The organism is Streptomyces tremellae, from assembly GCF_039540215.1.
Taxonomy (GTDB): domain Bacteria; phylum Actinomycetota; class Actinomycetes; order Streptomycetales; family Streptomycetaceae; genus Streptomyces; species Streptomyces tremellae.
This window is the reverse complement of the sequence record NZ_BAABEP010000020.1, coordinates 11,240-36,581: the sequence shown is the minus strand read 5'-3', so window position 1 is coordinate 36,581 and position 25,342 is coordinate 11,240. Positions and strand designations below refer to the sequence as shown.

20 protein-coding genes are annotated in these 25,342 nt (G+C 74.9%); 16 read left to right on the top strand and 4 right to left on the bottom strand.

What is annotated here, in order from left to right:
- Window position 1 precedes the first annotated feature (1 nt).
- On the bottom strand, window positions 2-703 hold the full coding sequence (locus ABEA77_RS16205; protein WP_345647332.1) for a TetR/AcrR family transcriptional regulator: 702 nt from the start codon (window positions 701-703) through the stop codon (window positions 2-4).
- Window positions 704-832: 129 nt separating this feature from the next.
- Here ABEA77_RS16205 and ABEA77_RS16200 point away from each other — a divergent pair, with 129 nt between their 5' ends.
- From ABEA77_RS16200 to ABEA77_RS16190, 3 genes are all read left to right on the top strand, one after another.
- On the top strand, window positions 833-2,041 hold the full coding sequence (locus ABEA77_RS16200) for an alpha/beta hydrolase family protein (RefSeq protein WP_345647330.1): 1,209 nt from the start codon (window positions 833-835) through the stop codon (window positions 2,039-2,041).
- 114 nt (window positions 2,042-2,155) lie between these two features.
- On the top strand, window positions 2,156-4,084 hold the full coding sequence (locus tag ABEA77_RS16195; RefSeq protein WP_345647328.1) for a Xaa-Pro dipeptidyl-peptidase: 1,929 nt from the start codon (window positions 2,156-2,158) through the stop codon (window positions 4,082-4,084).
- A gap of 136 nt (window positions 4,085-4,220) precedes the next feature.
- Window positions 4,221-5,036 (top strand): aminotransferase class IV, encoded by an 816-nt coding sequence (locus tag ABEA77_RS16190; RefSeq protein WP_345647325.1) that lies wholly within the window; start codon window positions 4,221-4,223, stop codon window positions 5,034-5,036.
- Window positions 5,037-5,668: 632 nt separating this feature from the next.
- Here the strand turns inward: ABEA77_RS16190 and ABEA77_RS16185 are convergent.
- Window positions 5,669-7,072, bottom strand: coding sequence for an APC family permease (locus ABEA77_RS16185; protein ID WP_345647322.1), 1,404 nt, complete (start codon window positions 7,070-7,072; stop codon window positions 5,669-5,671).
- Between the two features lie 410 nt (window positions 7,073-7,482).
- Here ABEA77_RS16185 and ABEA77_RS16180 point away from each other — a divergent pair, with 410 nt between their 5' ends.
- Window positions 7,483-7,932, top strand: a complete 450-nt coding sequence (locus ABEA77_RS16180) for an OsmC family protein (protein ID WP_345647319.1) — start codon at window positions 7,483-7,485, stop codon at window positions 7,930-7,932.
- 260 nt (window positions 7,933-8,192) lie between these two features.
- Here ABEA77_RS16180 and ABEA77_RS16175 read toward each other — a convergent pair whose 3' ends face one another.
- Window positions 8,193-9,635: an APC family permease gene (locus ABEA77_RS16175; RefSeq protein ID WP_345647316.1), complete on the bottom strand. Its 1,443-nt coding sequence runs from the start codon at window positions 9,633-9,635 to the stop codon at window positions 8,193-8,195.
- A gap of 208 nt (window positions 9,636-9,843) precedes the next feature.
- Window positions 9,844-10,773, bottom strand: coding sequence for a LysR family transcriptional regulator (locus ABEA77_RS16170; protein ID WP_345647313.1), 930 nt, complete (start codon window positions 10,771-10,773; stop codon window positions 9,844-9,846).
- 133 nt (window positions 10,774-10,906) lie between these two features.
- Here ABEA77_RS16170 and ABEA77_RS16165 point away from each other — a divergent pair, with 133 nt between their 5' ends.
- From ABEA77_RS16165 to ABEA77_RS16110, 12 genes are all read left to right on the top strand, one after another.
- Complete coding sequence (locus ABEA77_RS16165; protein WP_345647311.1) at window positions 10,907-12,265, top strand: YeiH family protein; 1,359 nt, start codon at window positions 10,907-10,909, stop codon at window positions 12,263-12,265.
- 62 nt (window positions 12,266-12,327) lie between these two features.
- The gene (locus ABEA77_RS16160; RefSeq protein WP_345647309.1) at window positions 12,328-13,011 is read left to right on the top strand and encodes a GntR family transcriptional regulator; all 684 of its coding nucleotides are present in this window, start codon (window positions 12,328-12,330) and stop codon (window positions 13,009-13,011) included.
- Window positions 13,012-13,365: 354 nt separating this feature from the next.
- Window positions 13,366-14,592, top strand: a complete 1,227-nt coding sequence (locus ABEA77_RS16155; RefSeq protein WP_345647307.1) for a threonine synthase — start codon at window positions 13,366-13,368, stop codon at window positions 14,590-14,592.
- Between the two features lie 131 nt (window positions 14,593-14,723).
- On the top strand, window positions 14,724-16,232 hold the full coding sequence (locus tag ABEA77_RS16150; protein ID WP_345647305.1) for an ABC transporter substrate-binding protein: 1,509 nt from the start codon (window positions 14,724-14,726) through the stop codon (window positions 16,230-16,232).
- Window positions 16,229-17,188 (top strand): ABC transporter permease, encoded by a 960-nt coding sequence (locus ABEA77_RS16145; protein WP_345647303.1) that lies wholly within the window; start codon window positions 16,229-16,231, stop codon window positions 17,186-17,188. The genes ABEA77_RS16150 and ABEA77_RS16145 overlap by 4 nt, the downstream gene beginning before the upstream one ends.
- Window positions 17,185-18,297 (top strand): ABC transporter permease, encoded by a 1,113-nt coding sequence (locus ABEA77_RS16140; protein WP_345647301.1) that lies wholly within the window; start codon window positions 17,185-17,187, stop codon window positions 18,295-18,297. Before ABEA77_RS16145 ends, ABEA77_RS16140 begins: the two co-directional genes overlap by 4 nt.
- Window positions 18,298-18,299: 2 nt before the next feature.
- Window positions 18,300-19,085: an SDR family NAD(P)-dependent oxidoreductase gene (locus ABEA77_RS16135; RefSeq protein WP_345647299.1), complete on the top strand. Its 786-nt coding sequence runs from the start codon at window positions 18,300-18,302 to the stop codon at window positions 19,083-19,085.
- Window positions 19,082-19,942 carry a polysaccharide deacetylase family protein gene (locus tag ABEA77_RS16130; protein ID WP_345647297.1) on the top strand — a complete coding sequence of 287 codons (861 nt, stop codon included), beginning with the start codon at window positions 19,082-19,084 and terminating at the stop codon, window positions 19,940-19,942. The genes ABEA77_RS16135 and ABEA77_RS16130 overlap by 4 nt, the downstream gene beginning before the upstream one ends.
- On the top strand, window positions 19,930-21,093 hold the full coding sequence (locus ABEA77_RS16125) for an ABC transporter ATP-binding protein (protein ID WP_425588284.1): 1,164 nt from the start codon (window positions 19,930-19,932) through the stop codon (window positions 21,091-21,093). The genes ABEA77_RS16130 and ABEA77_RS16125 overlap by 13 nt, the downstream gene beginning before the upstream one ends.
- Window positions 21,090-22,106, top strand: a complete 1,017-nt coding sequence (locus tag ABEA77_RS16120; protein ID WP_345647291.1) for an ABC transporter ATP-binding protein — start codon at window positions 21,090-21,092, stop codon at window positions 22,104-22,106. Before ABEA77_RS16125 ends, ABEA77_RS16120 begins: the two co-directional genes overlap by 4 nt.
- Window positions 22,103-23,326 (top strand): M20 family metallopeptidase, encoded by a 1,224-nt coding sequence (locus tag ABEA77_RS16115; RefSeq protein ID WP_345647288.1) that lies wholly within the window; start codon window positions 22,103-22,105, stop codon window positions 23,324-23,326. The genes ABEA77_RS16120 and ABEA77_RS16115 overlap by 4 nt, the downstream gene beginning before the upstream one ends.
- Window positions 23,323-25,281: a S9 family peptidase gene (locus ABEA77_RS16110; RefSeq protein ID WP_345647285.1), complete on the top strand. Its 1,959-nt coding sequence runs from the start codon at window positions 23,323-23,325 to the stop codon at window positions 25,279-25,281. Before ABEA77_RS16115 ends, ABEA77_RS16110 begins: the two co-directional genes overlap by 4 nt.
- Window positions 25,282-25,342: the final 61 nt, after the last annotated feature.

Sequence of the window (25,342 nt, the reverse complement as noted above, 5' to 3'; positions counted from 1 at the left end):
GTCAGGGCCCGAGAGTCCTGATGATCTTCGTGGCCAGGGCGCCGAGATAGGTGTCGTCCACCGGCATGTGGGTGACCGCGACGCGCCAGTAGAGGGGGCCGACCAGGAAGTCGAGGGCGGTCTCCGTGTCGGTGTCGGCGGGGATCTCGCCCCGGGCGGCGGCGCGTTGGAACATGAGGGCGGCCGCCTCGCGGCGCGGGCCGCGGATCGAGGCGATCAGGGCCTCGGCGAGTTCCGGGTCGCGGGTGGCCTCGGAGAGCAGGTCGGGGACGATGCGGGAGACGAGCGGATGCGCGAGGGCGTTCGCCGCGTCGGCCAGGAAGTGGAGCAGGTCGCCGCGGAGCGTGCCGGTGTCGGGGCTGGGGACGGATGTGGTCGCGGCCGCGGAGACGAGCGCGACGGTCATCGCGCGCTTCGAGGGCCAGCGGCGGTAGATGGCGGCCTTTCCCGCGGACGCGCGCCTCGCCACGGCCTCCAGTGAGAGCCGGCCGTAGCCGACGCCGGCGAGTTCCTCGAAGAAGGCCCGAGTGAGCGCCTCGGTGAGCTCGTCCTGGAGGTAGGGGCCGCCGGGAGCGCGCCTGCTCTGGGCATCGGTGCCGGCACCGGCGTCCGTGCCGGTGGCGTCTGCACCAGTACGAGTGCCGGTGCCGGCGCGCGTATCCGGGCGGGGGTCCGTGCCGGTGCCGGGGTCCGTGTGGGGCATGCCGGGCACCCTACAGGAGGCGAGACGGTTGCGTCTCGGGTAGCAGGGGGCTAGGGTCCGGAAGGCGAGACGGAACGGTTTCGTCTCGTGTCTGGGCGGCGACGCCCCGACGACCCGGGAGGCACAGCCATGCGTTTTCTCTTCGTCGACGAGTCGTTCTCCTTCGAGACCCTGCGCGCCGCGGGCTTCGCCCCGTACGGGGGTGCCGACCTGGGTGAGGTCCTGGCCACGGCGCGCGGCATCCGCGAGGGCGACGAGGAGGACTGGCACCGGGAGTGGAAGGCCACGGCCGAGCGCGTGCACCGGCTCGGTGAGCGGTCGCTTGCCGCGGGGCACCGCGTCAGCGGCCGAGAGGCCCTGCTGCGGGCCTCGAACTACTACCGCACCGCCGAGTTCTACCTCCGCGAGCACCCCGCCACCGACCCCGAGGCCGCCGAGCTCTCGCGCCTCTCGGCGGACACCTTCGCCCGCGCGCTCACCGCGTTCGACACCCCGGTGCGCCCGGTGGAGATCCCGTACGAGGACACGGTGCTCCCCGGCTACCTCTTCCTGGTGGACGGCTCCGGCGCGCCCCGCCCCACCGTCGTCTACACCAGCGGGTACGACTCGACGCTGGAGGAGTCGTACTTCGCGGTCGCGGCCGCGGCCCTGCGCCGGGGGTACAACGTGCTCGCGTACGACGGTCCGGGCCAGGGCGCGGTGCTGCGCCGGCAGGGCCTCGTCTTCCGGCCCGACTGGGAGGCCGTGGTGACGCCGGTGCTCGACGTGGCCGCGGCCCTGCCGGAGGTCGACGCGGACCGGATCGCGCTGTTCGGCTACAGCCTCGGCGGCTATCTGGTGGCGCGGGCCGCCGCGTTCGACGACCGGGTCGCCGCGCTCATCCTGGACGACGGCGTGTACGACTTCCACGCCGCGTTCGCCGGGATGATCCCGCCCGTCGTCGCCGGGTGGGTGGACGAGGGCAGGGACGATGTCGCCGTGCCCGTGCTCGCCATGGCCGCGGCGGGCAGCACCCAGACCCGCTGGGGCCTGCGCAACGGCACCTGGGCCATGGGCGCCTCGTCGTACGCCGACCTCGTCCGCGTCTCGCGCCGCTACACCCTGGAGGGGATCGCCGACCGGATCACCGCCCCGACACTGGTGATGGGTGCCCAGAACGACCAGTTCTTCAAGGGGCAGCCCGAGCGCGTCGCCACGGCACTGGCCAACGCGCCCGTCGAACTGGCCTTGCTCACCGACGAGTTGGGTGCGGGTGAGCACTGCCACATGGGGGCCCTCACCCTCGCCCACCAGACGATGTTCGACTGGCTCGACACCGCACTGGCCGCCGCGGCCTGAGCGCCCCGCGGCCCGGGGGCAGGGGTGCGCCCTCCCCGCGGCTGGCGCGAATGTGCCTTGTGGGGACAGGGGTGTTCGCGGGAGAGTGCGCGCGCCAACTCCAGGAGGTAGTGCGTGCGGAACTCATCCCGGCGAAGAGGCCTCACGGCCCTCGCCCTCACGGCCGCGCTCGCCGCGGCGGGCATGCCCGCCGCCCATGCGGCGCAGAAACCTTCCATCAGGGTCACCGCGGACGGGACGCAGCCCGTCTTCTCGTACCAGGACGCCATCCGCGAGTACGTGAACGTCCAGTCGAGCGCCGACTCGGACGGCGACGGCAAGAAGGACCTGATCCGGGTGGACATCGTCCGCCCCCGGGAGAGCGGTCCCGGCTTCAAGGTCCCCGTGATCATGGACGAGAGCCCGTACTACGACAACCTCGGCCGGGGCAACGAGTCCGAGCACAAGACCTACGACGCCCAGGGCGACCCGGCGACGTTCCCCCTCTACTACGACAACTACTTCGTGCCCCGCGGTTACGCGGTCCTCGAAGTCGACATGGACGGCACCACCAAGTCGGAGGGCTGCCCGACCTCCGGCGGCGCCTCCGACGTGCTCGGCGGCAAGGCGGTCGTGGACTGGCTGAACGGCCGGGCCAAGGCGTTCGACGCCCAGGGGCACCAGGTCGACGCCGACTGGACCACGGGCCGTACGGGCATGATCGGCAAGTCGTACGACGGCACGCTCGCAGGCGCGGTCGCCGCGACCGGCGTCAAGGGCCTGGAGACGATCGTGCCGATCTCCGCCATCAGCTCCTGGTACGACTACAGCCGCATGAACGGCACCCTCTTCTCGCCCGGCGAGGAGGACGGCCTCGCCGCCACGGTCGACACCGATCCGCCCGCCAAGTGCGCCGCTGTGCGGCAGCAGTTGGCCGCGGGCCAGGACGACGCGACGGGCGACTACAACGACTTCTGGAAGGAGCGCGACTACCGCGCGGGCACCGTCGCCGACGTGCGCAAGGTGCACGCCGCCGTCTTCGCCTCCCAGGGGCTCAACGACCTGAACGTCAAGCCCAACCAGTTCTCCACCTGGTGGTCGGCGCTGGCGAAGCAGGGCGTGCCCCGCAAGGCGTGGCTCTCGCAGTACGGGCACGTCGACCCGTTCGACTACCGGCGCGACGCCTGGGTGGACACCCTGCACCAGTGGTTCGACCACTGGCTGTGGCAGGTGCCCAACGACATCATGAAGCAGCCCCGCGTCGACCTGGAGACCGGCCCCGACCAGTGGACCACCCAGTCCGACTGGCCCGCGCCCGCCGCCGAGCCCGTCACGCTGAGGCCGGGCGGTGACGGCTCCCTCGGCCTGACGGCGTCCTCGGGCACCGCCACGTACACCGACACCAGGACGTCCGAGTCCGCGGCGGTCGCCGACGCGGCCACGGCCCAGCCCTACCGCCTCGCCTACGCCACGGCGCCGCTCACCCGCGACGTGCGCGTCTCCGGCACCCCGCGCGCCGACCTGCGGGTGAAGCTCGACAAGCCGACCGCGAACCTCGGCGCGCTCCTGGTGGACTACGGCACCGACACCCGGGTGAACTACCTCGGCGCAGGCGAGGGCGTGAAGACCCTGACCACCGAGGACTGCCACGGCGAGAGCACGCCGGTGGACGACGCCTGCTACCTGAAGGTCGCCACCGACACCGCCACCTCGGACGTGAACGTCGTCGCCCGCGGCTACGTCGACGCCCAGAACCGCGACTCGCTGAGCCACCCGAGCGCGCTGACCCCCGGCACGTACTACCCGGTCCGCTGGGACACGCTCCCCACGGACTACCGCTTCAAGGCCGGGCACCGGCTCGCCGTCGTACTGATCGGCACGGACGGCGACGTCCAGGGCGACCGCGCCACCGGCGCCTCCGTCACCGTCGACCTCGCGTCGAGCGGCATCACCCTCCCGGTCGTGGGCGGCGCCAAGGCCCTCGCCCCGCTCTCCACGACCCCTCGCCCCTGGCACGCCCCCACCCACGTCCGACTCCCCAAACCCCACCACTCCTTCCGCTGACGCCCCTGCACATCCCGGCACCACCCCCCGCACCGGCGGCACCACCGGCGCGGGGGGCCGGTGGTGCCGCTCGGCGTTCAGGGTGGTCGACCGGCGGCCGGACGGGCCGGCACGGACAGGGGGAGAGGTCGTTCTCATGGACCGGGTGTGCGTCAACGGTGCCGAAGCAGACCGTGCGGACCTGCGGCTGCTCGCGCGGTCCACCTATGCGCACTTCTCCTCGATGCAGGCCAGGGGCCGAGCGGTCCGAGGCCTGGATCTGCACCTGGAACGGCTCGACGACGGCACACGGGAGCTGTTCGGCACGGGCCTCGACGCCGACCGGGTCGTCTCCTGCCTGCGGCACGCGCTCCGTGCCTCGCCCGACGCGGTGACGGTCCGGGTGACCGTGTTCAGCCGTCAGCAGGACGCCGCGCTGCGCGGTGAGGAGGTGGAGCCGGACATCGCCGTGGCGACGAGTGCTCCCCTCGCGGCGCAGGTCTCGCCCGTCCGGCTGCGGACCGTCGCGTATGAACGGGACCTTCCCCACGTCAAGCACGCCGGGACGTTCGGCCTGAGCCTCCACCACCGCCGCGCGGTGCTGGCGGGGTACGACGACGCGCTGTTCACTGACCGCAACGGCCTGATCAGCGAGGCCTCGATCTCGAACATCGGGTTCTTCGACGGTGAGCGGGTCGTCTGGCCCGAGGCCGCCGTACTGCCGGGGGTCACGATGCGGTTGCTGCAACGCGGACTGGCGGCCGAGGGCGTGCCGTCCGTGCGCCGTCCGATCCGCCTGCGGGACCTCGCCGCCCACCCGTCGGGCCCCCGGGTCCCCGCGGCCTTCCTCACGAACTCCATCTCCCCGGCCGTCCCGGTCGCGGCCATCGACGGGACGGCGCTCGCCCTCGACCCCGGCGCGACCGACCTCTTCGTGCGCTGCTACGAGGCGAACCCCTGGCAGACCGTCTGAGCACTGCGAGGACGCGCGTGTCCACGACGGTGAGTCCGCGATCAGGAGGCGGTGGCCGTGGTCCACGCTGTCCTGGTCGAGGAGGCCGGCGTGGCGGCGGTGCCAGGCACCGGAGGCCAGGTCCGCGCGCAGCCGTGCCATGGCCGGCTCCGCCACCGCCGGCGGAGGGAGCGCGAAGGCCGAACCGGCCCGCCGCAGGACCGGGTCGAGGAAGACCCGGGCCGGCGCCGGTAGGCGATCTGGAAGCCGTCGGTGACGTCGGGCGGGATCGGGACATGCGGGACCGTGTGGTCGCCCAGGGCCTCGGCCGCCTCGTCGAGCGGGGTGGAGCGGGCGTGCTCCACGGCCCCGGATCCCGGGCGGGTCCTCGTCGGGCAGCCACAGCTCGCGCGGGTGGGTGGGATCCCCCGTGCAGACGGACTGCCCGCGGGCCACCCGGCGAGCCCCGGCGCGGATCGATCAGCGCGGCGAGCCGCGGGTCGCGCACGCGTACCCGCCGGTAGCCGGCACCGATGCGGTCATGGGGCACCGGCGCGGCTCCGGGGGCGGGGGACTTTGTACCGCCGATCCCAGCAGGACCGCCGTGCACTGTCCAGGGCGCACGAAGGAGGCGGAAGCCGGGGCCGCGTCCGTCAGAGCAGGTGGGCGCCCGAGGGCTCCTCGGGGGGCGTGGCGGGGGCGCCGGGGTCGCCGCGGTGGCCCGTGGCGTAGCGGGCGATCGCGACGACGACGCCGATCGCCAGCCAGACCGCCGCGACCACCAGCGCCAGGTGACTCGCCGTGACCAGCAACGCGATGATGATCGCCACGCCGAGGACGGGGACCACGACCGCGGCGGTCCGCAGGCCGGGCGACGCGGCGCGGGTCTCCCCGCGCACCACGAACTGGCCGACCACCGACGCGTGCAGCAGCAGGAACGCGCTGAGCGCGCCGACCGTCACCATCGAGGACAGCGTGTCGAGGCCGTCGTCCTTGTTCGCCGCCCAGATGGACAGGACCAGCGTCGCCGCGGCCGACAGCAGGATCGCGGTGAGCGGGGTGCGCGTGCGCGTGTTGATGCGGGCGAGCCAGGCAGGCAAATGTCCCTGGCGCGCCATCCCGTACAGCAGACGGCTCGCCGCGGCCTGCGCGACCAGCGCGGAGAAGACGGGGCCGACGGCCTTGGTCGCGCTGACCGTCGTGCCGAGCCAGCCGCCGATCGCGTCGCGGATGATCGAGTAGAAGGCGGTGCCCTGCTCGTCGGGGTGCGCGGCCAGGCGCTCGGGGGTGATGTCGCCGATCAGGTCGGCGAGGTACGTCTGCGCGACGAACAGCAGCCCCGCGAGCGCCAGGCAGAACAGCACGGCCCTGCCGACCTCACGGGAGCTGCCGGTGTTCTCCTCGGCGAAGCTGGCGATCGCGTCGAAGCCGAGGAACGAGAGCACGGCCACCGACACCGCCCCGAGGACGCCGCCGATCGCCAGGTCCGAGGTGCTGGTCAGCGGCGTGAGCCAGCCGCGGCTCGGGCCGTCGTGCACGAGGACGACGATCGCGCCGACGATGAAGATCCCGAGCACCACGACCTCGATGAGCAGCATGATCATGCCGACCCGGGCGGCGATGCCGACGCCCGCGAGGTTGAGTCCGGTGAAGACGACGATGGCGGCGCCGGTCGCCAGCCAGGTGGGGATGCCCGACACCAGCGAGTGCGAGGCGATGCCGGTGAAGAGGGCGGCCACGGCCGGGATGAACAGGTAGTCGAGGCTGGCCATCCAGCCCGCGAAGAAGCCGGGCCAGCGGCCGAGGCCCGCCGTCGCGTACGCGGAGACCGAGCCCGCGCGCGGCACGACCGCCGACATCCGCGCGTACGACCAGGCGGTGAAGCCCATGGCGACGGTGGCGACGACGAAGACGAGGCCGGTGGCCCCGCCGCTCTTGGCGTCGAGCACGCCGAAGACGCCCATGGGCGCGGTCGGGCCGATGAACAGCAGGCCGTAGACGATCAGGTCCCTGACCGACAGGGTCCTGCGGAGGGGTACGGGGGCCTCGGGTGGCATGCGTGTGCTCCAGGTCGGGGACGTACGAAGGCCGCGCAGCGGGCCCGTCATGAGCATGCCGCATACGCGCACTTCGGTTCAGCGCCAACACCCGCCCGCCCCGCGTTCATTCCGGACCGTGACCCGGAAGAGGGGAGAAGCGGTGATATACCGCAAGGGGGGCAAAGCGAGCGGTGACGGGAAGCACGGTACCGGGGCGCGGGGCAGCAGGTCGAGGCGCGTCCGCGCCGTGAGGAGTCGCGCTGTGAGGAGTCGCGCTGTGAGGAGTCGCCCCGCTCCCGCCGGCGCGCCGCGGCGGTGGCGCAGGGCCGGGAGGGAGCGGGCGGGATACGGGGAACAAAGGGGCCGCCCCCGGGGTTGGCGCCACTGTTTCCAGGCGGGTGTACGGCGGAAGGGCGCGGGACGGGACCATGGCTGAGCTGGAGATCGAGCGGACGGGCACGCACGAGTTCACGGCGCGCAACACCCGCGGCGCCCAGGTGCGGATCGGCCGGGTCGGCGGCGAGGGCTCCTTCACGCCGGGCGAGCTGCTCCAGGTCGCGGCAGCGGGCTGCGCCGCGGTCACCGTGGAGGAACTGGTGGTGCGCCGCTCGGGCGAGAACGCCAGGTTCGTCGCGACGGCGGGCAACGACCGGCGCCCCGGCAGCCACGAGTACGACGCGCTGCACGTGGCGCTCGACGTCGACCTCTCGTCGCTGGACGAGGCGGCGCGCGAGCGGGTCGCGGCGGCGATCCGTGCGGCCGTGGCGCGCGAGTGCACGGTCAGCAGGACCATCGAGAAGGGCACCCCGGTCACCCTGGACATCGCGACGGGCGGCGGACAGGCCGCGACCGGCGCGGTCGGGGCCGCAGCGGAGTGACCCCCGGGGCACGTGCCCCGGGTGCTCCCGGCCGCCCTGCCGCCACTTTCACCCGCTGCTGCCGCCACCGGCTGCTGGCGGGGTCGCCACTCCGCCGGGCCGCTCCGCCGGTCCGCCGCGCCGTCGCTCACGCCCGCCGTCGTCGCTACCGGCTGCCGCCGGCCTGCCGCCGCCCGCCGTTGCCGCCACCGGTGGCCACCACCCGCCCGGCCGCGGCGGGCGGCGGCGACCGCCCCTGCCGGTGGCGCCCGCCGCTGCCGCTACCCGCCGCCGTCCCTGACGGCAGGCGCAGCCCCCGGCCGGCCGTCAAGCCGTCCCGGCAGCCGGCCCCGGCACAGCGCGTACGCCACCAGCGCGGCGGCAGCGACTCCCAGCGCGATCGCCAGGTCCCGCGGCTGCTGCCGGGTGAGCGCCACCACGACGCCCCCGATCGCGAGCAGCGGCGGCAGCGGCCACAGCGGCATGCGGAACGCGCGCGGCAGGGACCGGTCGCGCACCCGGCTCACCAGCGCGGAGACGGCCACCAGCAGATAGACGGTGACGATCACCACGCCGGTGAAGGTGATCAGCTCCTCCAGCGAACTGACCACGCACAGCAGACCGTTGCCCACGAACAGGAAGGCGATGGCGGCCACCGGCACCCGGGTGCCCGGCGAGACCCGGCCGAAGAACCGGCTGACGGGGCCCGGCAGCATCCCGTCGCGCGCGGCGGCGTACGCGACCCGCGCGTAGCCCAGGTTGGCCGCGAGACCCGTGTCGAACATCGCGACCACCACCCCCGAGAGCAGGACCGTGGCGCCGGTCGGGCCCATCACCTGGTGGGCGATGAGCGAGAGCGGCGAGGCGTCCGCCGCGGTCGCCCCCAGATCGCGCACGGCGTACGTCGCCGCGATCACCGCCGCCACCTCCACGGCCACCGCGACCAGCGCAGCCACCACCACGGCGCGCGGCAGCGCCCGCCGCGTGCCGCGTGCCTCCTCCGCGAAGTACAGCGGCCAGTCGTAGCCGTTGAACGCGAACAGCGCGGGCACGACGGCGGCCAGCATGCCCGCCGCCCCGACGCCCGTCACCAGGCCGCCGTGCCCGGCCACCGCGGGCGCGGTGAACGGCGCGTTCGCGGCCGACGCGTGCGCGAAGGCGAAGCCGGTGAACACCAGCACCACCGCGAGCTCCAGCACCAGCATCGCGCCCGCCACCCAGCTCGCCGGCGCGATCTTCCCCGACGAGAGCGCCGTGACCAGCGCCATCATGCCGAGCGCCACCCAGCCGACCGGCAGGCCGCCGGGCACCAGCGAGGACAGGTACGTCGAGGACGAGACCAGGATCGACGCCGTCGACACCAGGCCCAGCAGCAGGAAAAGCACCACCGTCACACCGCCGAACACTGGCCCGAGCGCCCGCCGCACGATGGTGTACGCGCCGCCCGCCGACGGGAACACCGACCCCGTCTCCGCGTAACACAGCGCCATGGCGAGGGCGATGACCCCGCCGATGACGAAGGCCCACACCACACCGGTGCCCGCAGAGCCCAGCCCTGAGCCGTACACGAGGAAGACCGACGTGGTGGGGGAGATGGCGGAGAGCGCGATCGCGAGGACGTTCCAGGGCCGCAGCGCCGCCGCTCGCAGCGCAGGGGGCGCGCCGCCCCCGGGCGGCGCGCCGGCCTTGCCGTTCCCGTTCTGGTCCGCCGTGCCGAGCGCCATGTGGGGGGCCTCCTCCGATCGGGCGCCCGAGAGGGGAGGGGCGGGCGCCGCTGCGGGTCGAGGCGGCGACCGTACCGCAGGCGGGCGCGGGCGGCGGGTGGCCGCACCGTGCTCGCGGGACCGGCGGGTGGCCGCACCGTGCTCGCGGGACCGGCGGCTGGCCGCACCGCGGCTGGGGATCGGGCGACGGCCGCACCGCCGCTGCGGGTCAGCGGGTGCGCGACGCCAGCGCGATCAGGTCGCGCACCGGCCCGCGCGGCGGCTGCGCGCCGCCCGTCCACACCGCACGCAGGTCGCGTACGAGGCGCACCCCGGTGACCGGGACGGCCCGCAGCCGCCCCAGGGTCAGGTCGTCGGCGACGGCGAGGGACGACAGCGCGCCAGGACCCGCACCCGCCGCGATGGCGGACTTCACCGAGGCGGTGCCGGTGAGTTCGAGCACCGGCTCCGCGGGCGCCGCCCCGGGCACGGCCTCGGCGAGCGCGGCGGCCAGCGCCTCGCGGGTGCCAGAGCCCGCCTCGCGGGTGACGAGCGGCGTCGCCGCCAGCTCCGCCGCCGCCACCGGCGACCTGCGGCGCGCCCAGGGGTGGCCGGGGTCGACCACGAGCAGCAGCTCGTCGCGGGCGACCGTGCGGGAGCGCAGGCCCAGCGGCGCGCGCGGGCCCTCCACGAAGCCGACGTCCGCCGTGCCGCGCTCCACCGACTCGGCGACGGCGACGCTGTTGGTGGCCTCCAACTCGACGTTGGTCGCCGCGACGCCGGTCAGCCGCTGCTGGTCACGCAGCGCCACCAGCCAGCGCGGCAGCAGATGCGCGGCGACCGTGAGGCTCGCCGCGACCTTGAGGTGGGTCGCGCGGTCCGAGCGCAACGCGGTGATCCCCGCGTCCAGTTCCGCCGCCGCGTCGAGCACCCTGGCCGCCCACTGCTCGACGAGCCGCCCGTCCGCCGTCAGATGGGAGCCGCGCGGGCCGCGGCTGAGCAGCGCGAAGCCGATCCGGCCCTCAAGGGCCCGCACGCGCTGTGACAACGCCTGCTGGGAGACGCCGAGTTCAGCCGCGGCGAGGCGGAGGCTCCCGGCCTTGGCCACGGCGGTGAGCATCTGGAGGTCGGCGAGGTCGGGCACGTGATGGCTGAGCATGGGGCCGGTCTCTCCGCCGTGTTCTGGCTCTCTTGGGACGTGCTGCGCGCAGCACGTGTGACAAGCATTTCTTGTTGCTGCCACAAGCAATTGCAGACTACTCCGCCGGTCGGACGCCGCGCACGGTGGAGGGGTGAAGACTCCCTCGTCCCCTGCCCGCCACCGTCCGTATCCGGCGTGGGGGCCTGGCATCGCGGCCGCCGCCTGCGCCACGGCCGTCGCGTACGCCGTGGCGCACTGGGTCCCGGCGCTCAACCCGTCGATCGTCGCGGTGATCCTCGGTGCGCTCGTCACCAACCTGCGGTTGCACGCGCCCGCCCTGCACCCGGGCACCAGGCTCGCGGGGAAGCGGCTGCTGCGGATCGCCGTGGTGCTGCTCGGCCTCCAACTCTCGCTGCCCGAGCTGGCGCGGCTCGGCGGCCGGGGCCTCGCCGTGGTCGCGGTCACGGTCGCCGCGACCTTCGTCGGGACGCGGCTGCTGGCCAGGGCGCTCGGGGTGCCGCCCGCGCGCGGGCTGCTCGTCGCCACCGGCTTCTCCATCTGCGGCGCGTCCGCCGTGGCCGCGATGGAGCCGGTCGCGGGCGGCGACGAGGACGACACCGCTGTCGCCGTCGCGCTCGTCACGCTCTGCGGGACCCTGGCGATCGTCGTCCTGCCCGCTCTGCGCGGTCCGCTCGGCCTCGACGTCGCCGACTTCGGCTCCTGGGCCGGCGCCAGCGTCCACGACGTCGGCCAGACCGTGGCCACCGCCCAGCGGGTGCCGGGTGCCCTCACCACAGCCGTCGTGGTGAAGCTGACCCGGGTGGTGCTGCTCGCGCCGCTGGTCGCCTCGGTCGGCCTCGCGGGCCGCCGCCGCCGGGCGCCCTCCCCCGCGCGGGCCGGAGCCATGGCCGCCCCCGCGCGCCCGGCCGCCGCCCGTACGGTCGTGGCGCGCCCGGCCGCCGCCCGTACGGCCACTGCCCACCCGGTCCGCACGGGCCGGCCCCCCACACCGGAGGACACCCCCGCCCCCACGGCCCCAGGCGCCACACCTGCCCCCACAGCCCCCAGCACCACCTCCGCACTCTTGGCCCCCGGGGACACGCCCGTACCCATGCCCCCCGAGGCCACGCCCGGACCACCGGCCGACGCGCCCGCCCGCCCGGCGGAGGGCGCCGCGGCCCCCCACACGGGGCCGGACGACGCATCCGTCCCGGCAGCACCGGCGGCAGCCCCCGAGGAGCGCAGGCTGCCGCCCCCGGTGCCCCTCTTCGTCGCGGGGTTCCTCGCGGCGATCGTGCTCACCAGCACCGGGCTGCTGCCCGCGCGGCTGCTCGCCGACGCGAAGACCCTCCAGTCCGTGCTGCTGGTCGCGGCGCTCTTCGGCCTCGGCACCGGCATCCATGTCCCCAACCTGGTCCGCACGGGCGGCCGCAGCCTCGCCCTCGGCCTGACGTCCTGGGTCCTGGTGGCCGCCGTCGCCTACGCCGGCGTACGGGTCGCGGCGCTCTGAGCGGGCGCGGTGCGCAGGGACGCGCTGGTCACGGGGGAGGGCGGATGCCATCATCACGTCCTATGGCGATCGAGCGGCAGACGTACAAGGGGCGGGCGTACCAGGAGATCCGCCAGATGCTCGTGGACGGCGAACTTCCCCCGGGTGCCAAGGTCGTGGTGCGGGTGCTGTCCGAGCGGCTCGCCCTGTCGCCCACGCCCATCAAGTCGGCGCTCGCCGGCCTGGAGCGCGACGGGTTCCTCGTCGCCGTGCCGCACCGCGGCTACTTCGTGCCCGAGGTCGCCGTCGAGGACATGAGGGAGATCTACGAGCTGCGCGAGGCGCTCGACGGCATCGCCGCGCGCAACGCCGCGGGCGCGCCGGACGCCGCCGAGTTCGTCAGCGGCACCCTGCGCCCCCTCTACGAGGAGCAGCGGCGGCTGCTCGACGAGCGCGGCGGCGAGGGGTACAGCGCCGTCGACGTGGCCTTCCACCGGGCGATCTGGCACGCCTCGGGCAACGCGCGCCTCGCGCAGTTCCTCGACAACCTCGGCGGCCAGCTCAGGTTCGCCTCCGGCTCGTCCTCCCGGCTGCCCGGACGCATCCCCGAGGCGCTGGACGAGCACGAGGCGATCATGGCCGCCGTCGCCGCGGGCGACTCCGACCTCGCGGAACGCCTCTCCCGCGCCCATGTCCGCCGCGCCGCGGAGGCATTCGGCGGCGTGGTGACCCGCGACTCCCCCCTCCCGTACCGCCCGGCCCACTGACCCCCGGCCCGTACGCGGCAGCCGGGCGGGCATCCGGTTGCCGATCGTCGCCACGACGGGGGCTCCTCCCACCCGGCCGACCGCCCGGGGACGAGGCCCGTGCGCTGTACGCCCGCCACGGCCACCGCGAGATCCCGGCGTACCGCACGGGTCCGTACACCGAGGTCTGCTACGCGAAGGACCTCGGCCGCGCCGGCTGACCGGGGCCCGCTCCCTGGCGCGCGCGCCTCCCGGTGTGAACGCGCTGTTAAGTCTTGCCCGGAGGGTGACACGGGCTGAGACAGGCCCTTGACGGGCGGCAAAACTTGGATTCAAAATCCAAATCACTCCTACCCCGCCCGTCCGAGGAGACCCATGGTGTACTCCGCCCTCAGCCATCTCGACTGCTCCAAGACCGGCAAGCGCTACGACGCCGACCTGGTCCAGGGGGTCAGTGAAGCGGGCGTGCCGCTGCTCGCGCGCTACGACCTTGATCAGGTCGCCGCGACCGTCACCCCTGCCGACATCGCCGCGCGCCCCGCGAACCTCTGGCGCTACCACGAGGTTCTGCCCGTGCGGGACGAGGCCCATGTCGTCACGCTCGGCGAGGGCATGACCCCCTTGCTGCCGCTCCCGTCGTACGGCGCCGCGATCGGCGTCCCCGGCCTGCTGATGAAGGACGAGGGCCTGATCCCCACCGGCACCTTCAAGGCGCGCGGCGCGGCCGTCGGGGTCTCCCGCGCCAAGGAACTCGGGGTGGCGGGCGTCGCGATGCCGACCAACGGCAACGCGGGTGCCGCCTGGGCGGTGTACGCGGCGCGCGCCGCGATGACGAGCCTGATCGCGATGCCCGTCGACGCCCCGTCGATCACCCGCGCCGAGTGCGTGGTCTCCGGCGCCGAGCTGTACCTCGTGGACGGCCTCATCGGCGACGCGGGCAAGCTCGTGGCCGCCGCGGTCGCCGAACGCAGCGGCTACCAGGAGGTCTCCACGCTGAAGGAGCCCTACCGCCTCGAAGGCAAGAAGACCATGGGCTACGAGATCGCCGAGCAGCTCGGCTGGCAGGCGCCCGACGTGATCCTCTACCCGGCGGGCGGCGGCGTCGGCCTCATCGGCATCTACAAGGCCCTCCTCGAAATGCGCGAACTGGGCTGGCTCAAGGGCGACCTGCCCCGGCTCGTCGCCGTCCAGGCCGAGGGCTGCGCGCCCATCGTCGAGGCGTACGCGCAGGGCAAGGACGAGAGCGCGCCCTTCCCGGACGCGCACACCGTCGCCTTCGGCATCACCGTGCCCAAGGCGCTCGGCGACTTCCTCGTCCTGGAGGCCGTCCGCAAGACCGAGGGCACCGCGATCGCCGTGAGCGACGCGGACCTCCTCGCCGAGCAGGCCGAACTCGCCCGGAAGGAAGGCGCGTTCATCTGCCCCGAGGGTGCGGCCTGCATGGCGGCTGCCAAGCAGCTGCGCGCCTCGGGCTGGCTGCGCGAGGGCGACCGCACGGTCGTGCTCAACACCGGCGCCGGCATCAAGTACCCGGAGACCGTCACGGTCGACGTCCCGACGCTCGCCGTCGACTCCCGTATCCCCTCCCCGTCGGCCGGCTGACCGCCTCACGGCGGCGGCCCACCGGCACATCCCGGCAGGAGACGGACATGCGTCCTCCTCGGATTCCCCGGATTTTCCGGACTCCCCGAACAGGCACCGTACTTCGGGGCCTCCGGGCCCGCCGGGCAGCAGTGTGCGGAGGCGTCGCGGCGCTGCTCGCCGCGACCCTCACCGCCTGCGCCCTGCCCACCACGACCGGCGGTTCCGCCCCCGGGTCCGCCCGCCTCACGGCGGACCTGGCGAGCTACCCGGCGAGCCTCGACCCCGGGCTCCAGTACGACACCGACTCGTACTCCGTGTACCGCAACATCTTCGACCAGCTGCTGCACCGCGACCCCAAGACCAACAAGCCCGTCCCGTGGCTGGCCACCCGCTGGCGCCAGACGGACGCCACCACCTGGCAGTTCACCCTCCGCGACGACGTCAGGTTCACCGACGGCAGCCGGCTCACCGCCGCCGACGCCGCCTTCAGCATCGAGCGCATCCTCGACCCGAAGCTCGGCAGCCAGCAGAACGCCAACTTCTCCGCGATCTCCTCCGCGACCGGCCACGGCGACACCCTCACCATCCAGACCGCCTACCCGTCGCCGACCCTGCTGACCTACCTCACCACGCTCTCCGTCGTGCCAGAGGCGTACGTCAAGAAGGTCGGCAACGCGCAGTTCAACCTCCGCCCGATGGGCTCGGGGCCCTACGCCTTCGTCTCCGCGATCCCCGGCTCGCAGGTCGTGCTGCGCCGCAACGACCACTGGTGGGGGCACGAACCGCCCATCCGCCAGGTCACGTTCCGCGCGGTGCCGTCCGCCGCCAGCCGTGTCGCCGACCTCACCTCCGGCAAGGCCGACATCGCCGACTCGATGACACCGGACACGGCCATCCAGATGCGCGGCGCCAGCAACCTCGACGTGCTGTCGGCGCCCACCGAACGCGTCAGCTACCTCGCCTTCAACACCCTGAGGGGCGGGCCCACCGACGACCCCAGGGTGCGCCGGGCCATCAGCCTGGCCATCGACTACAAGTCCCTCATCAGCGCGCTGGAACAGGGCTACGCCAAGCAGGTCAACAGCGTCCTGACCCCGCTCGCCGTCGGTTACCCGAAGGCCCTCGCCCCCTACACGTACGACCCGGCGAAAGCCCGCGCGCTCGTCAAGCAGGCGGGCGCCGCGGGCAAGACCGTGGTGATGGCCACGTCCCCCACGTACGACCCGCAGATCGTGCAGGTCATCCAGGCCAACATCCAGGACACCGGGCTCAGGGTCGCCATCGACAACACCGACCAGGCCACCTACCTGAAGAAGGTGCAGGGCCCCACGCACGACTGGGGCTCCATCCGCTTCGGCCAGTGGTCCTGCTCCTGCCTCGACGCCGACGGGGTCGCCTACCCGCTGTTCCACACCGGGACGGTGTGGAGCTCGTACCACAACACCGCCTTCGACACCCTCGTCGACCAGGCACGGCGGACCCTCGACCCGGCGGCCCGCGACCGGCTCTACGCCCGCGCCTACGGCATCCTCGACAAGGACCTGCCCGGCATCGGCCTCTTCCAGATCTACTCCATCTACGGCGCCAACAAGCGGCTCCTGTGGCATCCCGACGCCCAACAGAGCTTCTACGTCGCCGACATGAGGTTCGCATCATGAACCTGGGCACACTCACCACCTTCGCCGGCCACATCGGCAGCCGGCTCGGCCAGGCCCTGATCGCCCTGTGGGGCGTCACCACCGCCGTCTTCTTCGCCCTCCGCTTGTCGGGCGATCCGGCGCAGCTGCTCGCCCCGCAGGGCGCGACGCAGGCCGACATCGCCAGGCTGCGGGGGCAGTTGGGGCTCGACGTCTCCGTGTGGCACCAGTACGTCACCTTCCTCGACGGGCTGCTCCACGGCGACCTCGGCTACTCCTACGTCCAGCACGAACCCGCCCTCACCCTCATCACCCAGCGCATCCCCTACACCGTCGACCTGGCGCTCGCCGCGCTGGCGCTCTCCGTGGTCTTCGGCGTCGGCGCCGGGATGGCGATGGCCCTCGGCAGGGGCCGCTGGCCCGAACGCGTCCTGATGCCCGTCGTCCTCGTCGGGCAGGCCATGCCCGCCTTCTGGACCGGCATCCTGCTGATCCTGCTGTTCTCCGTCACCTTCCGCATCCTGCCGTCCACCGGCTACGGCGGCCTCACCTCGCTGATCCTGCCCGCCGTCACCCTCGCCTCGCTGTCCGCCGCGACCGTCGCGCGCATCACCCGCGGCGCCGTGCTCGAACAGCTCGGCAGGGACTACGTGCGCACCGCGCGCTCCAAGGGCGCGTCCACCACCCGGCTCGTCGTGCGCCACCTCGCCCGCAACGTGTCCGTGCCGATCCTGACCGTCCTCGCCCTGGAGGTCGCGAACCTGCTCGGCGGCTCCGTCGTCACCGAGCTGATCTTCGCCTGGCCGGGCCTCGGACAGCTCACCGTGCAGTCGGTCGACGGCCGCGACTTCCCGCTCGTCCAGGCCATCGTGATCCTCGCGGCGCTCGTGTACATCCTGGTCAACCTCGTCACCGACCTCGCGTACGCGTTCATCGACCCGCGCGTCACCGCACTCGGAAAGGGGGCCGGCGCATGAGCGGCGCGACGGCGACACCCGGGGCGGCACCGGTCGCGCCCCTCCCGGCGGCGGAGCCCCGCGTGCGCCGCACGCGGCGGCGCGGCCTCCTCCCCGCGACCGTGGTGGTCCTCTACGTCCTGGTGGCGCTCTGCGCGCCGCTGATCTCCCCGTACGACCCCGACCACGCGGACCTGGTGGCCCGGCTCAGCGAGCCGTTCACCGCCGCGCACGGCCACTACCACCTGCTGGGGACCGACGCGCTCGGCCGTGACGTGCTCAGCCGCGTGCTGTACGGCTCCCGTGTCTCCATCGCGGTCGCCGCCGCCACCGTCCTGGTCTCCGGAGCCTTCGGGGTGCTCCTCGGGGTGCTCGCGGGCTGGTACCGGGGCTGGGTCGGCGTGGTCGTGATGCGGATCGCGGACATCGCGCTGTCTGTGCCGTTCTTCCTGCTGGCCATCCTGGTGGTGGCCGTGCTCGGCCCGAGCCTCGTCAACGTGGTGGTGTGCCTCGCCCTGGTGCGCTGGCCCCGCTACACCCGCATCGCGTACGCCAGTGTGCTGGAGACCCGCGAACGCGGCTTCGTGCGCGGCGCGGTCGCCGTCGGCGCGCCGGGGCGGTGGATCGTCACCCGGCACGTGCTGCCGGAGGTGCTGCCGCTCGCCGTGGTCGTCGCGACCCTCGAACTCGGCCTGATGGTGGTCTTCGAGGCGTCCCTCTCCTTCATCGGCCTCGGCGTGCGCCCGCCCACCGCCTCGTGGGGCTCCATGCTCTCCGACGGCCAGCAGTACGTGGCCACCGCCTGGTGGCTCGTCACCTTCCCCGGACTCGCCCTCTTCGGGCTCGTGCTCGCCGTCAACCTGCTCGGCGACACCGTCCGCGACCGGCTCGACCCGACCCGGCGGGTGCCGCGGCGTGCCTTCCGCAGGGGCGGACCCGGGCGCCGCGGCCGGGCGCCGGGGTGGCTGCGTACGGCCGCCCGCACCGCGTCCGGGCCCGCGGGGCACGACCCCGGTGCCCCCGGCTCCGCCCGGCACGGCGCCGGCGCCGGCGGGCCCGTGGGGCACGACTCAACCGCGGGGCACGGCTCAGGCGCCGCCGCGCCGCCCGACACCGCACAGGAGGCATGACCGTGCCAGAGAACGCATTCGCCGGTACCCGGGTGGTGGTGACGGGCGCCGCCGGGATCTTCGGCACCTGGATCGCGGAGGCGTTCGCCGCCGCGGGCGCCGACCTGCTGCTCACCGACGCCCGCGAGGAGCCGCTCGCCGAGCTCGCGGGGCGCCTCGGTGCCCGGCACCTCGCGGCCGACCTCGCGGATCCCGAAGGGCTCGCCGCGCTCGGCGACGCCGTCGCGGGCACCTGGGAGGCGCCGGACGTCCTCGTCAACAACGCGGGCCTGTACCCGCGCACCCCGCTCGCCGCCACCGAACCCGCCGCCGTGCGGCGGATACTCGACGTCAATGTCGTCGCCCTGTTCGAACTCTCCCGGCGGGCCGTCGACGCGATGGTCGCCGCCGGGGTGCCGGGCCGCATCGTCAACATCTCCTCGGGCGCCGCCGTACGGCCGGGCGCCGGCGGCTCCGTCTACGCGGCGAGCAAGGCGGCCGTCGAGACGCTGACCCGGTCCCTGGCCCTCGAAGTGGCCAGGCACGGCATCCGGGTCAACGCCGTGCAGCCCGGGTTCGCACCGGGCAGCGAGGTCAGCGCCCTCACCGAGGACCATGTACGCGCCATGCGCGACAGGATCCCGCTCGGCCGTACCTCGGGCCCGCACGACGCCCCCGCCGCCGTGCTCTGGCTGGCGTCCGACGACGCGTCGTTCGTCACCGGCGCCACGCTCGCCGTGGACGGCGGGCGCACCGCGGGCGACTACACCCCGCGGCCCCCTGCGGCCCCGGCGCGGGAGGCCCGATGAGCGCCGGCTACCCCTGGCCCGGCGGACACCGCGCGGGCCTGTGCGTCACCTTCGACTTCGACGGCGAGTCCCCGTTGCTGTGGCGGCGCAGGGACGACCCGCCGGGCGACGCCGCGGAACTGGAGCAGCGGCGCTACGGCCCGCGCCGCGGCGTCCACCACATCCTCGACACCCTCGACCGCACCGGCGTGCGCGCCACCTTCTACGTCCCCGGCTGGATCGCGCACACCTACCGGCGGGCCGTCGCCGAGGTCCACGCGGCCGGCCACGAACTGGCCCTGCACGGCTGGTGCCACGAGCCGCCCGCCGACCTCGCCCCCGACGAACTGCGCGCCACCCTGACCCGCGCGAGCGACCTGCTCGCCGAGATCAGCGGCGTACGGCCGGCCGGCTACCGCTCGCCCAGCTTCCGCATGTCGCCCGAGGGGTTCGAGGTGCTCGCGGAACTCGGCCTCTCCTACGACAGCTCCCTGATGGGCGACGACCGGCCGTACCGCATCGGCGACCTCGTGGAGATCCCCGTGGACTGGGCCACCGACGACGCCGTCTACTACCGCTACACCGGCGGCGGCGAGAGCCACCCGCCCTACGGCGCCCCCTCCCTCTACGACGCCTGGCACGCCGAGCTCGCCGGTGCCCGCGAGGCGGGCACCCTGGTCGACCTGACCATGCACCCCTGGCAGTCGGGCCGCCCGGCCCGCGCCCTGCGGCTGCGCCAACTGCTCGATGACGCGAAGGACTTCGGCGACCTCTGGATCGGCACCGCGGGCGAGCTCGCGGCCCACCACCGGGACACCGCCACGGACGCGCCCGGCACCCTCGACCTGCCCACCCGCACCCTGGGATGGCCGCTGTGACGACAACAGGCACCGCCGCCCCCGCGGCACCCGCGACCGACACCGTGCTCGACGTGCGCGACCTGCGCGTCTCCTTCGGCCCCGGGCTCGACGCCGTGGACGGGCTGACCCTGAGCGCGCGCCGCGGCGAGACCGTCGCCGTGGTCGGCGAGTCCGGCTGCGGCAAGACCCTCAGCGCCCTCGCCCTCACCGGGCTGCTGCCCGAGGGCGCCACCGCCACCGGGTCCGCCGTACTCGACGGACACCAGCTCGTCGGCCGCGGCGAGCGCCAGTGGCGGCGGCTGCGCGGCTCCAAGGTCAGCATGATCTTCCAGGACGCCGCCACCGCGCTGAACCCGCTGATGTCCGTGGGTGCCCAGATCGAGGAGGTCATGGCGATCCACGGCACCCATGGCAGGGCCGCGCGCCGCGCCCGCGCCGTGGAACTGCTCGCCTCGGTCGGCGTGCCCGACCCGGCGGCCCGTGCCCGCAGCCACCCGCACCAGCTCTCCGGCGGCATGCGGCAGCGCGTGATGATCGCGATCGCGCTCGCCGGGTCGCCCGACCTCGTCGTGGCCGACGAGCCCACCACCGCGCTCGACGTCACCGTGCAGGCCCAGGTCCTCGCGCTGCTGCGGGAGTCGACGCGGGACGCCGCGGTCCTCTTCATCACCCACGACATGGGCGTGGTCGCCGAGATCGCGGACCGCGTCGTGGTGATGTACGCGGGCAGCGTGGTGGAGGCCGGGCCGCTCGACGAGGTGCTCGAACGCCCGCACCACCCCTACACCGGGGCGCTCCTCGCGTCCGTGCCCGACCCCGACACCCCGCGCGTCGGCGATCTGCCGACCATCCCCGGCCGGGTGCCGCCGCTCGGCGAGCGCGGCACGGGCTGCCCCTTCCGCGACCGCTGCCCCAAGGCAGAGGGCCGCTGCGCCGAACGGCCCCCGCTCACCGAGGCCACACCCGGCGGCTCCGCGGTGGCCTGCTGGTTCCCCGACCACCCGGCCCCGAAGCCCGCCCCCGCCGAGGCCGCCGGCCCCGGAGCCGTACGTCCCGGTGCCGTACGCCCAGGAGGCGCGGGCCCCGGCGCCGTACGACCCGACGGCTCGGCCCCCGGCACCGGCCGCCCCGACGCACCGACCACCCCGCACCAGGAGGACACGCCATGACGGTCCCCACCCCGGCCGCCGCCCCGAAGGGCCCGCTGGTCCGCGCCGAGGGCCTCACCAAGCGCTACAGCGTCCGCACCCGCGCGGGGCGGCGCACCCTGACCGCGGTCGACCGGGTCGACCTGGCCGTCGGCGCCGGCCGCATCGTCGCCGTGGTCGGCGAGTCCGGCTGCGGCAAGTCCACGACGGGGCGCCTGCTGCTCGCCCTGGAACGCCCGAGCGACGGCACCGTCACCGTGGCGGGCCGGGACGTGAACCGGCTGCCGAAGAAGGAACTGCGCGCGCTGCGCCGCGACATGCAGCCCGTCTTCCAGGACCCCTACGACTCGCTCAACGGCCGCATGAGCGTCGCGAGCATCCTCGCCGAGCCCGCCAGGGTGCACGGCGTGGGCCAGGGCGGTCCCGGCGGCGCCCGCCCGGTCGGTGAACTCCTCGACCTGGTCGGGCTCGGCGCCGCCTACGCCGAGCGCTACCCGCACGAGCTGTCCGGCGGGCAGCGCCAGCGCGTCGCGATCGCCCGCGCGCTCGCCCTCGACCCCAGGTTCGTGGTGTGCGACGAGGCGGTCTCCGCGCTCGACGTGTCCGTACAGGCCCAGGTGGTCAACCTGCTCAGCTCCCTCCAGCGGGAACTGGGCCTCGCCTACCTGTTCATCAGCCACGACCTCGCCCTCGTGCGCTACCTCGCCCACGAGACGGCCGTCATGTACCTGGGCCGCGTCGTCGAACAGGGGCCCACCGCCGAGCTGTTCGCCGACCCGCGCCACCCGTACACGCAGCTGCTGCTCGCCGCCGTGCCCCGCCCGCGCGCCCGGCGTGGCGGCGAGCGGCGCGCCGTGGCCGCGGCGGGCGACCTGCCGAGCCCCCTCGACCGGCCCGCCGGCTGCGTGTTCTCCACCCGCTGCCCGCTCGCCACCGACCGCTGCCGCAGCGAGGAACCCGCCCTGCGCCAGGTCGGTACCGCGGGCCGCGCCGCCGCCTGCCACTACGCGGAGACCGCGGAGGCCGCGGCATGAGCGCCACGGGTACGGGCACCACGCCCGCCGCGCCGCTCGCGCTCGCCGCCCGCGCGCACACCGAGGACCTGCGCGGCGAACTCCTCGCGCTCAGCCACGCGGTGCACGCCGAGCCCGAGCTGCGCTTCGAGGAGCACGTGGCCGCCGCCCGGCTGCGCGCCCTGCTCGACGCCCACGGCTTCGCCGTCGACGCGGGCACCGCGGGGCTGCCCACCGCCTTCCGCGCCACCCGCGAGCAGGGCGGCGGCGGCCCGACGCTGGCCGTCTTCTGCGAGTACGACGCGCTGCCCGGACTCGGCCACGGCTGCGGCCACAACGTCATCGCGGCGGCCGGCGCGGGCGCCGCGCTCGCCACGGCCCGCCTCCTCTCGGAGCGCCACGTCCCGGGCCGCATCGTGGTGTTGGGCAGCCCGGGGGAGGAGGGCGGCGGCGGCAAGGTGCGGCTCGTCGAGGCCGGCGCACTCGACGGCGTGGACGCGGCCGTCATGGTGCACGCCGCAGGATACGACGCCGTCTCCCGCACCAACCTCGGCAGGCTCTCCCTCGAAGCGGTCTTCACCGGCCGCGCCTCGCACGCCTCCGCCGCCCCCGAGGGCGGCAGGAACGCGCTGGACGCCGCCACCCTGCTGCTGGTCGCGATCGGGCTGCTGCGCCAGCAGACCACCCCGGACACCCGCATCCACGCGAAGATCGCCGAGGGCGGCCAGTCGATCAACATCATCCCCGAGCGCACCCGCGTCGAACTCTTCGCCCGCTGCCTGGACAGCGGCTACCTGCGCGGCCGGCTGCTCGACGCCGTGCGGGACTGCGTGCGCGGCGCCGCGATCGCCACCGGCACCTCGTACACCTTCGAGGAGGTCGCGCCCGCCTACGACCCGGTGCTCGCCAATCCGGTGCTCGCGGCCCTCGCCGCCGACGCGTTCGCCGCCCTCGGGCGGCCCGTGCCGCCGGGCACCGGCTGGGCGGGCGCGGCCGGCTCCACCGACATGGGCAACGTCAGCCAACGCGTCCCCGCCCTGCACCCGTACGTCTGCGCCGTGCCCGGGGCCGCCCTGCACACCAGGGACTTCGCGGCCGGCGCCGCGGGCCCCGACGCGGACGCCGCGGTCCTCGACGGCGCCGCGATGCTCGCGGGCGTCCTCGGGGCACTGTTCACCGAGCCTGGTCGACTCGCCCAGGCCAAGGCCGCGTTCGCGGCAGCCGACGGAGGGGACCGGTGACCGGGGCCGTACCGGGGGACCTGACGGCGCTCGCCCTGCCCGGCGCACCCGACCTCGCGCCCTCCGGCACCTGGGGGGTCGCGGCCGTGCAGCGCGTCGACGCCTCGTACGCCCGCTACACCAGCGCCCTGTGGCGCTTCGAGACCGCGGAAGGGACCGCCCCGCCGCGGCGGCTCACTCCCCAGGGCCCCTGGTCGGACACGGCGCCCGCCGTCGCGCCCGACGGCACCCGCGTCGTCTTCCGCAGCGACCGCGAAGGGCCGCGGCGCCTCTGGCTCGTCGGCGCGGACGGCGGCGAGCCCACCCCGCTCGACGGCGCCCCCGATGGCAGCCCCGCCGAGTACGTCTGGCTCGACGCGGAGCGGCTGCTGGTCCGTTGCAGCAGCCGGGCCGAACCCGCCGGCGCGCCCGTGGTGGTGGACTGGCTGCGCTACAAGAGCGACGGCGAGCCCGGCCCCGTCGAACCCGTCGACACGCTGTGGGTCCTGCGCCTCGACCGTACGGGCACCCGCTGCGCCGCGCGGCTCCTGCGCGACGGCGGCACCGCGCTCAGGCTGAGCCACCCGGCGCCCGACGACAGCGGCGGCGTGTTCTACGCGGCGCACCCGCGCCACAGCGACGCGCTCCACCCCGGCTGGGAGGTGCGCAGGCTCGACGTGGACAGCGGCGAGGACACCCTCGTCCGGCGCTTCCCCGCGCCGGTGCGCGCGCTCGCCGTGACCGCGTCGGGCCGCCCGGTCGCGCTGGCAAGCGCCGCCGCGGGGCACAGCGTGGAGCCGCCGCGCGTGCGGTGGGCCGACGACGGCACCCCGGCCTTCCCCGGGCAGGACCTGGAGTGCGAGCGCGTCCTGCTCGCCGACTCCCGCGCGCTCGGCGCGCCGAGGCTGCTCGCGACGGCGGGCGAGCGCGTGTTGTTCGCCGCGACCGTCGCGGGCGAGGTCGCGCTGTACGCGGGCGTGCCGGGCGGGGCTGCGGCCCGTATCAGTCCGCGAGGACGCTCCGTCGCGGACTTCGCCGCCGCGCAGGACGGCACCCTCGCGCTCTGCCTGGAGTCGGCAGCCGAGCCGGTCGAGCTGTACGCGGGGGAGCGGCGCGTCTCGTCCTTCAACACCGCCTGGGCGCGGGACGCCTGTCCGGTGGCGCCCGAGGAGGTCACCGCGGCCTCCGCGGACGGGCTGACCGTACGGGGCCTGCTGTACCGCTCACCCGTCGGTCGCGGCGACACGCTGCTGCGGGTGCACGGCGGCCCGCACATGGTGTACGGCAACGCCTTCGACCTGGAGACCCAGAGCCTCGTCGCCGCGGGCTTCCACGTGCTGCTGCCCGAGGTGCGCGGCGGCGCGGGCCGCGGCACGGCCTTCCGCGCGCTGAGCGTGGACGGCTGGGGCCGCGGCGACCTCGACGACGTGCTGGCCCTCGCCGACCTGGCCGTCGCCACCGGGCTCGCTCCCGCCGACCGGCTCTACCTCGCCGGCGGCAGCTACGGCGGCTACCTCACCAACTGGGCGCTGACCAGGACCGGCCGCTTCCGCGCCGCCGTCTCCGAGCGCTCCGTGGCCAACCTGGTGTCCAAGTACGGCACGTCCGACAACGGATTCACCGTCAACCGCCACGAGTTCGGCGGCACCGACCTGTACGACGCGGCCGGCGCAGCCCGCCTGTGGGAACGCTCGCCGCTCGCGCACGCGGCCGACGTCACCACGCCGCTGCTGCTGATCCACGGCGAGGCCGACCAGCGCTGCCCCGTCGAGCAGTCCGAGCAGTTCTACGCGGCCCTCCGCCGCCGCGGCCACGAGACCGTCCTCGTCCGCTACCCCGGCGCCTCCCACTCCTTCGCCACCTCGGGCCGCCCCGACCACCGCCTCCACCGCCTGCGCCTCGTCCTCGACTGGCTCCACACCCACGCCGGGCGCGCCGGCGCGCCGGGGGACGGGGCGCCTCCGTCTCCCGCGTAGCGCCCCGGACCGCCGGTCCGGGGCGGTCGCGGCGAGCCGGCGGGAGACGCGCCCCCGCGGG

What these genes read in the sequence shown, in the direction of transcription:
- ABEA77_RS16205 (WP_345647332.1), bottom strand. Translation starts at nt 703, where the DNA reads ATGCCCCACACGGACCCCGGCACCGGCACGGACCCCCGCCCGGATACG.
- ABEA77_RS16200 (WP_345647330.1), top strand. Translation starts at nt 833, where the DNA reads ATGCGTTTTCTCTTCGTCGACGAGTCGTTCTCCTTCGAGACCCTGCGC.
- ABEA77_RS16190 (WP_345647325.1), top strand. Translation starts at nt 4,221, where the DNA reads ATGGACCGGGTGTGCGTCAACGGTGCCGAAGCAGACCGTGCGGACCTG.
- ABEA77_RS16185 (WP_345647322.1), bottom strand. Translation starts at nt 7,072, where the DNA reads ATGCCACCCGAGGCCCCCGTACCCCTCCGCAGGACCCTGTCGGTCAGG.
- ABEA77_RS16180 (WP_345647319.1), top strand. Translation starts at nt 7,483, where the DNA reads ATGGCTGAGCTGGAGATCGAGCGGACGGGCACGCACGAGTTCACGGCG.
- ABEA77_RS16175 (WP_345647316.1), bottom strand. Translation starts at nt 9,635, where the DNA reads ATGGCGCTCGGCACGGCGGACCAGAACGGGAACGGCAAGGCCGGCGCG.
- ABEA77_RS16170 (WP_345647313.1), bottom strand. Translation starts at nt 10,773, where the DNA reads ATGCTCAGCCATCACGTGCCCGACCTCGCCGACCTCCAGATGCTCACC.
- ABEA77_RS16160 (WP_345647309.1), top strand. Translation starts at nt 12,328, where the DNA reads ATGGCGATCGAGCGGCAGACGTACAAGGGGCGGGCGTACCAGGAGATC.
- ABEA77_RS16155 (WP_345647307.1), top strand. Translation starts at nt 13,366, where the DNA reads ATGGTGTACTCCGCCCTCAGCCATCTCGACTGCTCCAAGACCGGCAAG.
- ABEA77_RS16145 (WP_345647303.1), top strand. Translation starts at nt 16,229, where the DNA reads ATGAACCTGGGCACACTCACCACCTTCGCCGGCCACATCGGCAGCCGG.
- ABEA77_RS16140 (WP_345647301.1), top strand. Translation starts at nt 17,185, where the DNA reads ATGAGCGGCGCGACGGCGACACCCGGGGCGGCACCGGTCGCGCCCCTC.
- ABEA77_RS16130 (WP_345647297.1), top strand. Translation starts at nt 19,082, where the DNA reads ATGAGCGCCGGCTACCCCTGGCCCGGCGGACACCGCGCGGGCCTGTGC.
- ABEA77_RS16125 (WP_425588284.1), top strand. Translation starts at nt 19,930, where the DNA reads ATGGCCGCTGTGACGACAACAGGCACCGCCGCCCCCGCGGCACCCGCG.
- ABEA77_RS16120 (WP_345647291.1), top strand. Translation starts at nt 21,090, where the DNA reads ATGACGGTCCCCACCCCGGCCGCCGCCCCGAAGGGCCCGCTGGTCCGC.
- ABEA77_RS16115 (WP_345647288.1), top strand. Translation starts at nt 22,103, where the DNA reads ATGAGCGCCACGGGTACGGGCACCACGCCCGCCGCGCCGCTCGCGCTC.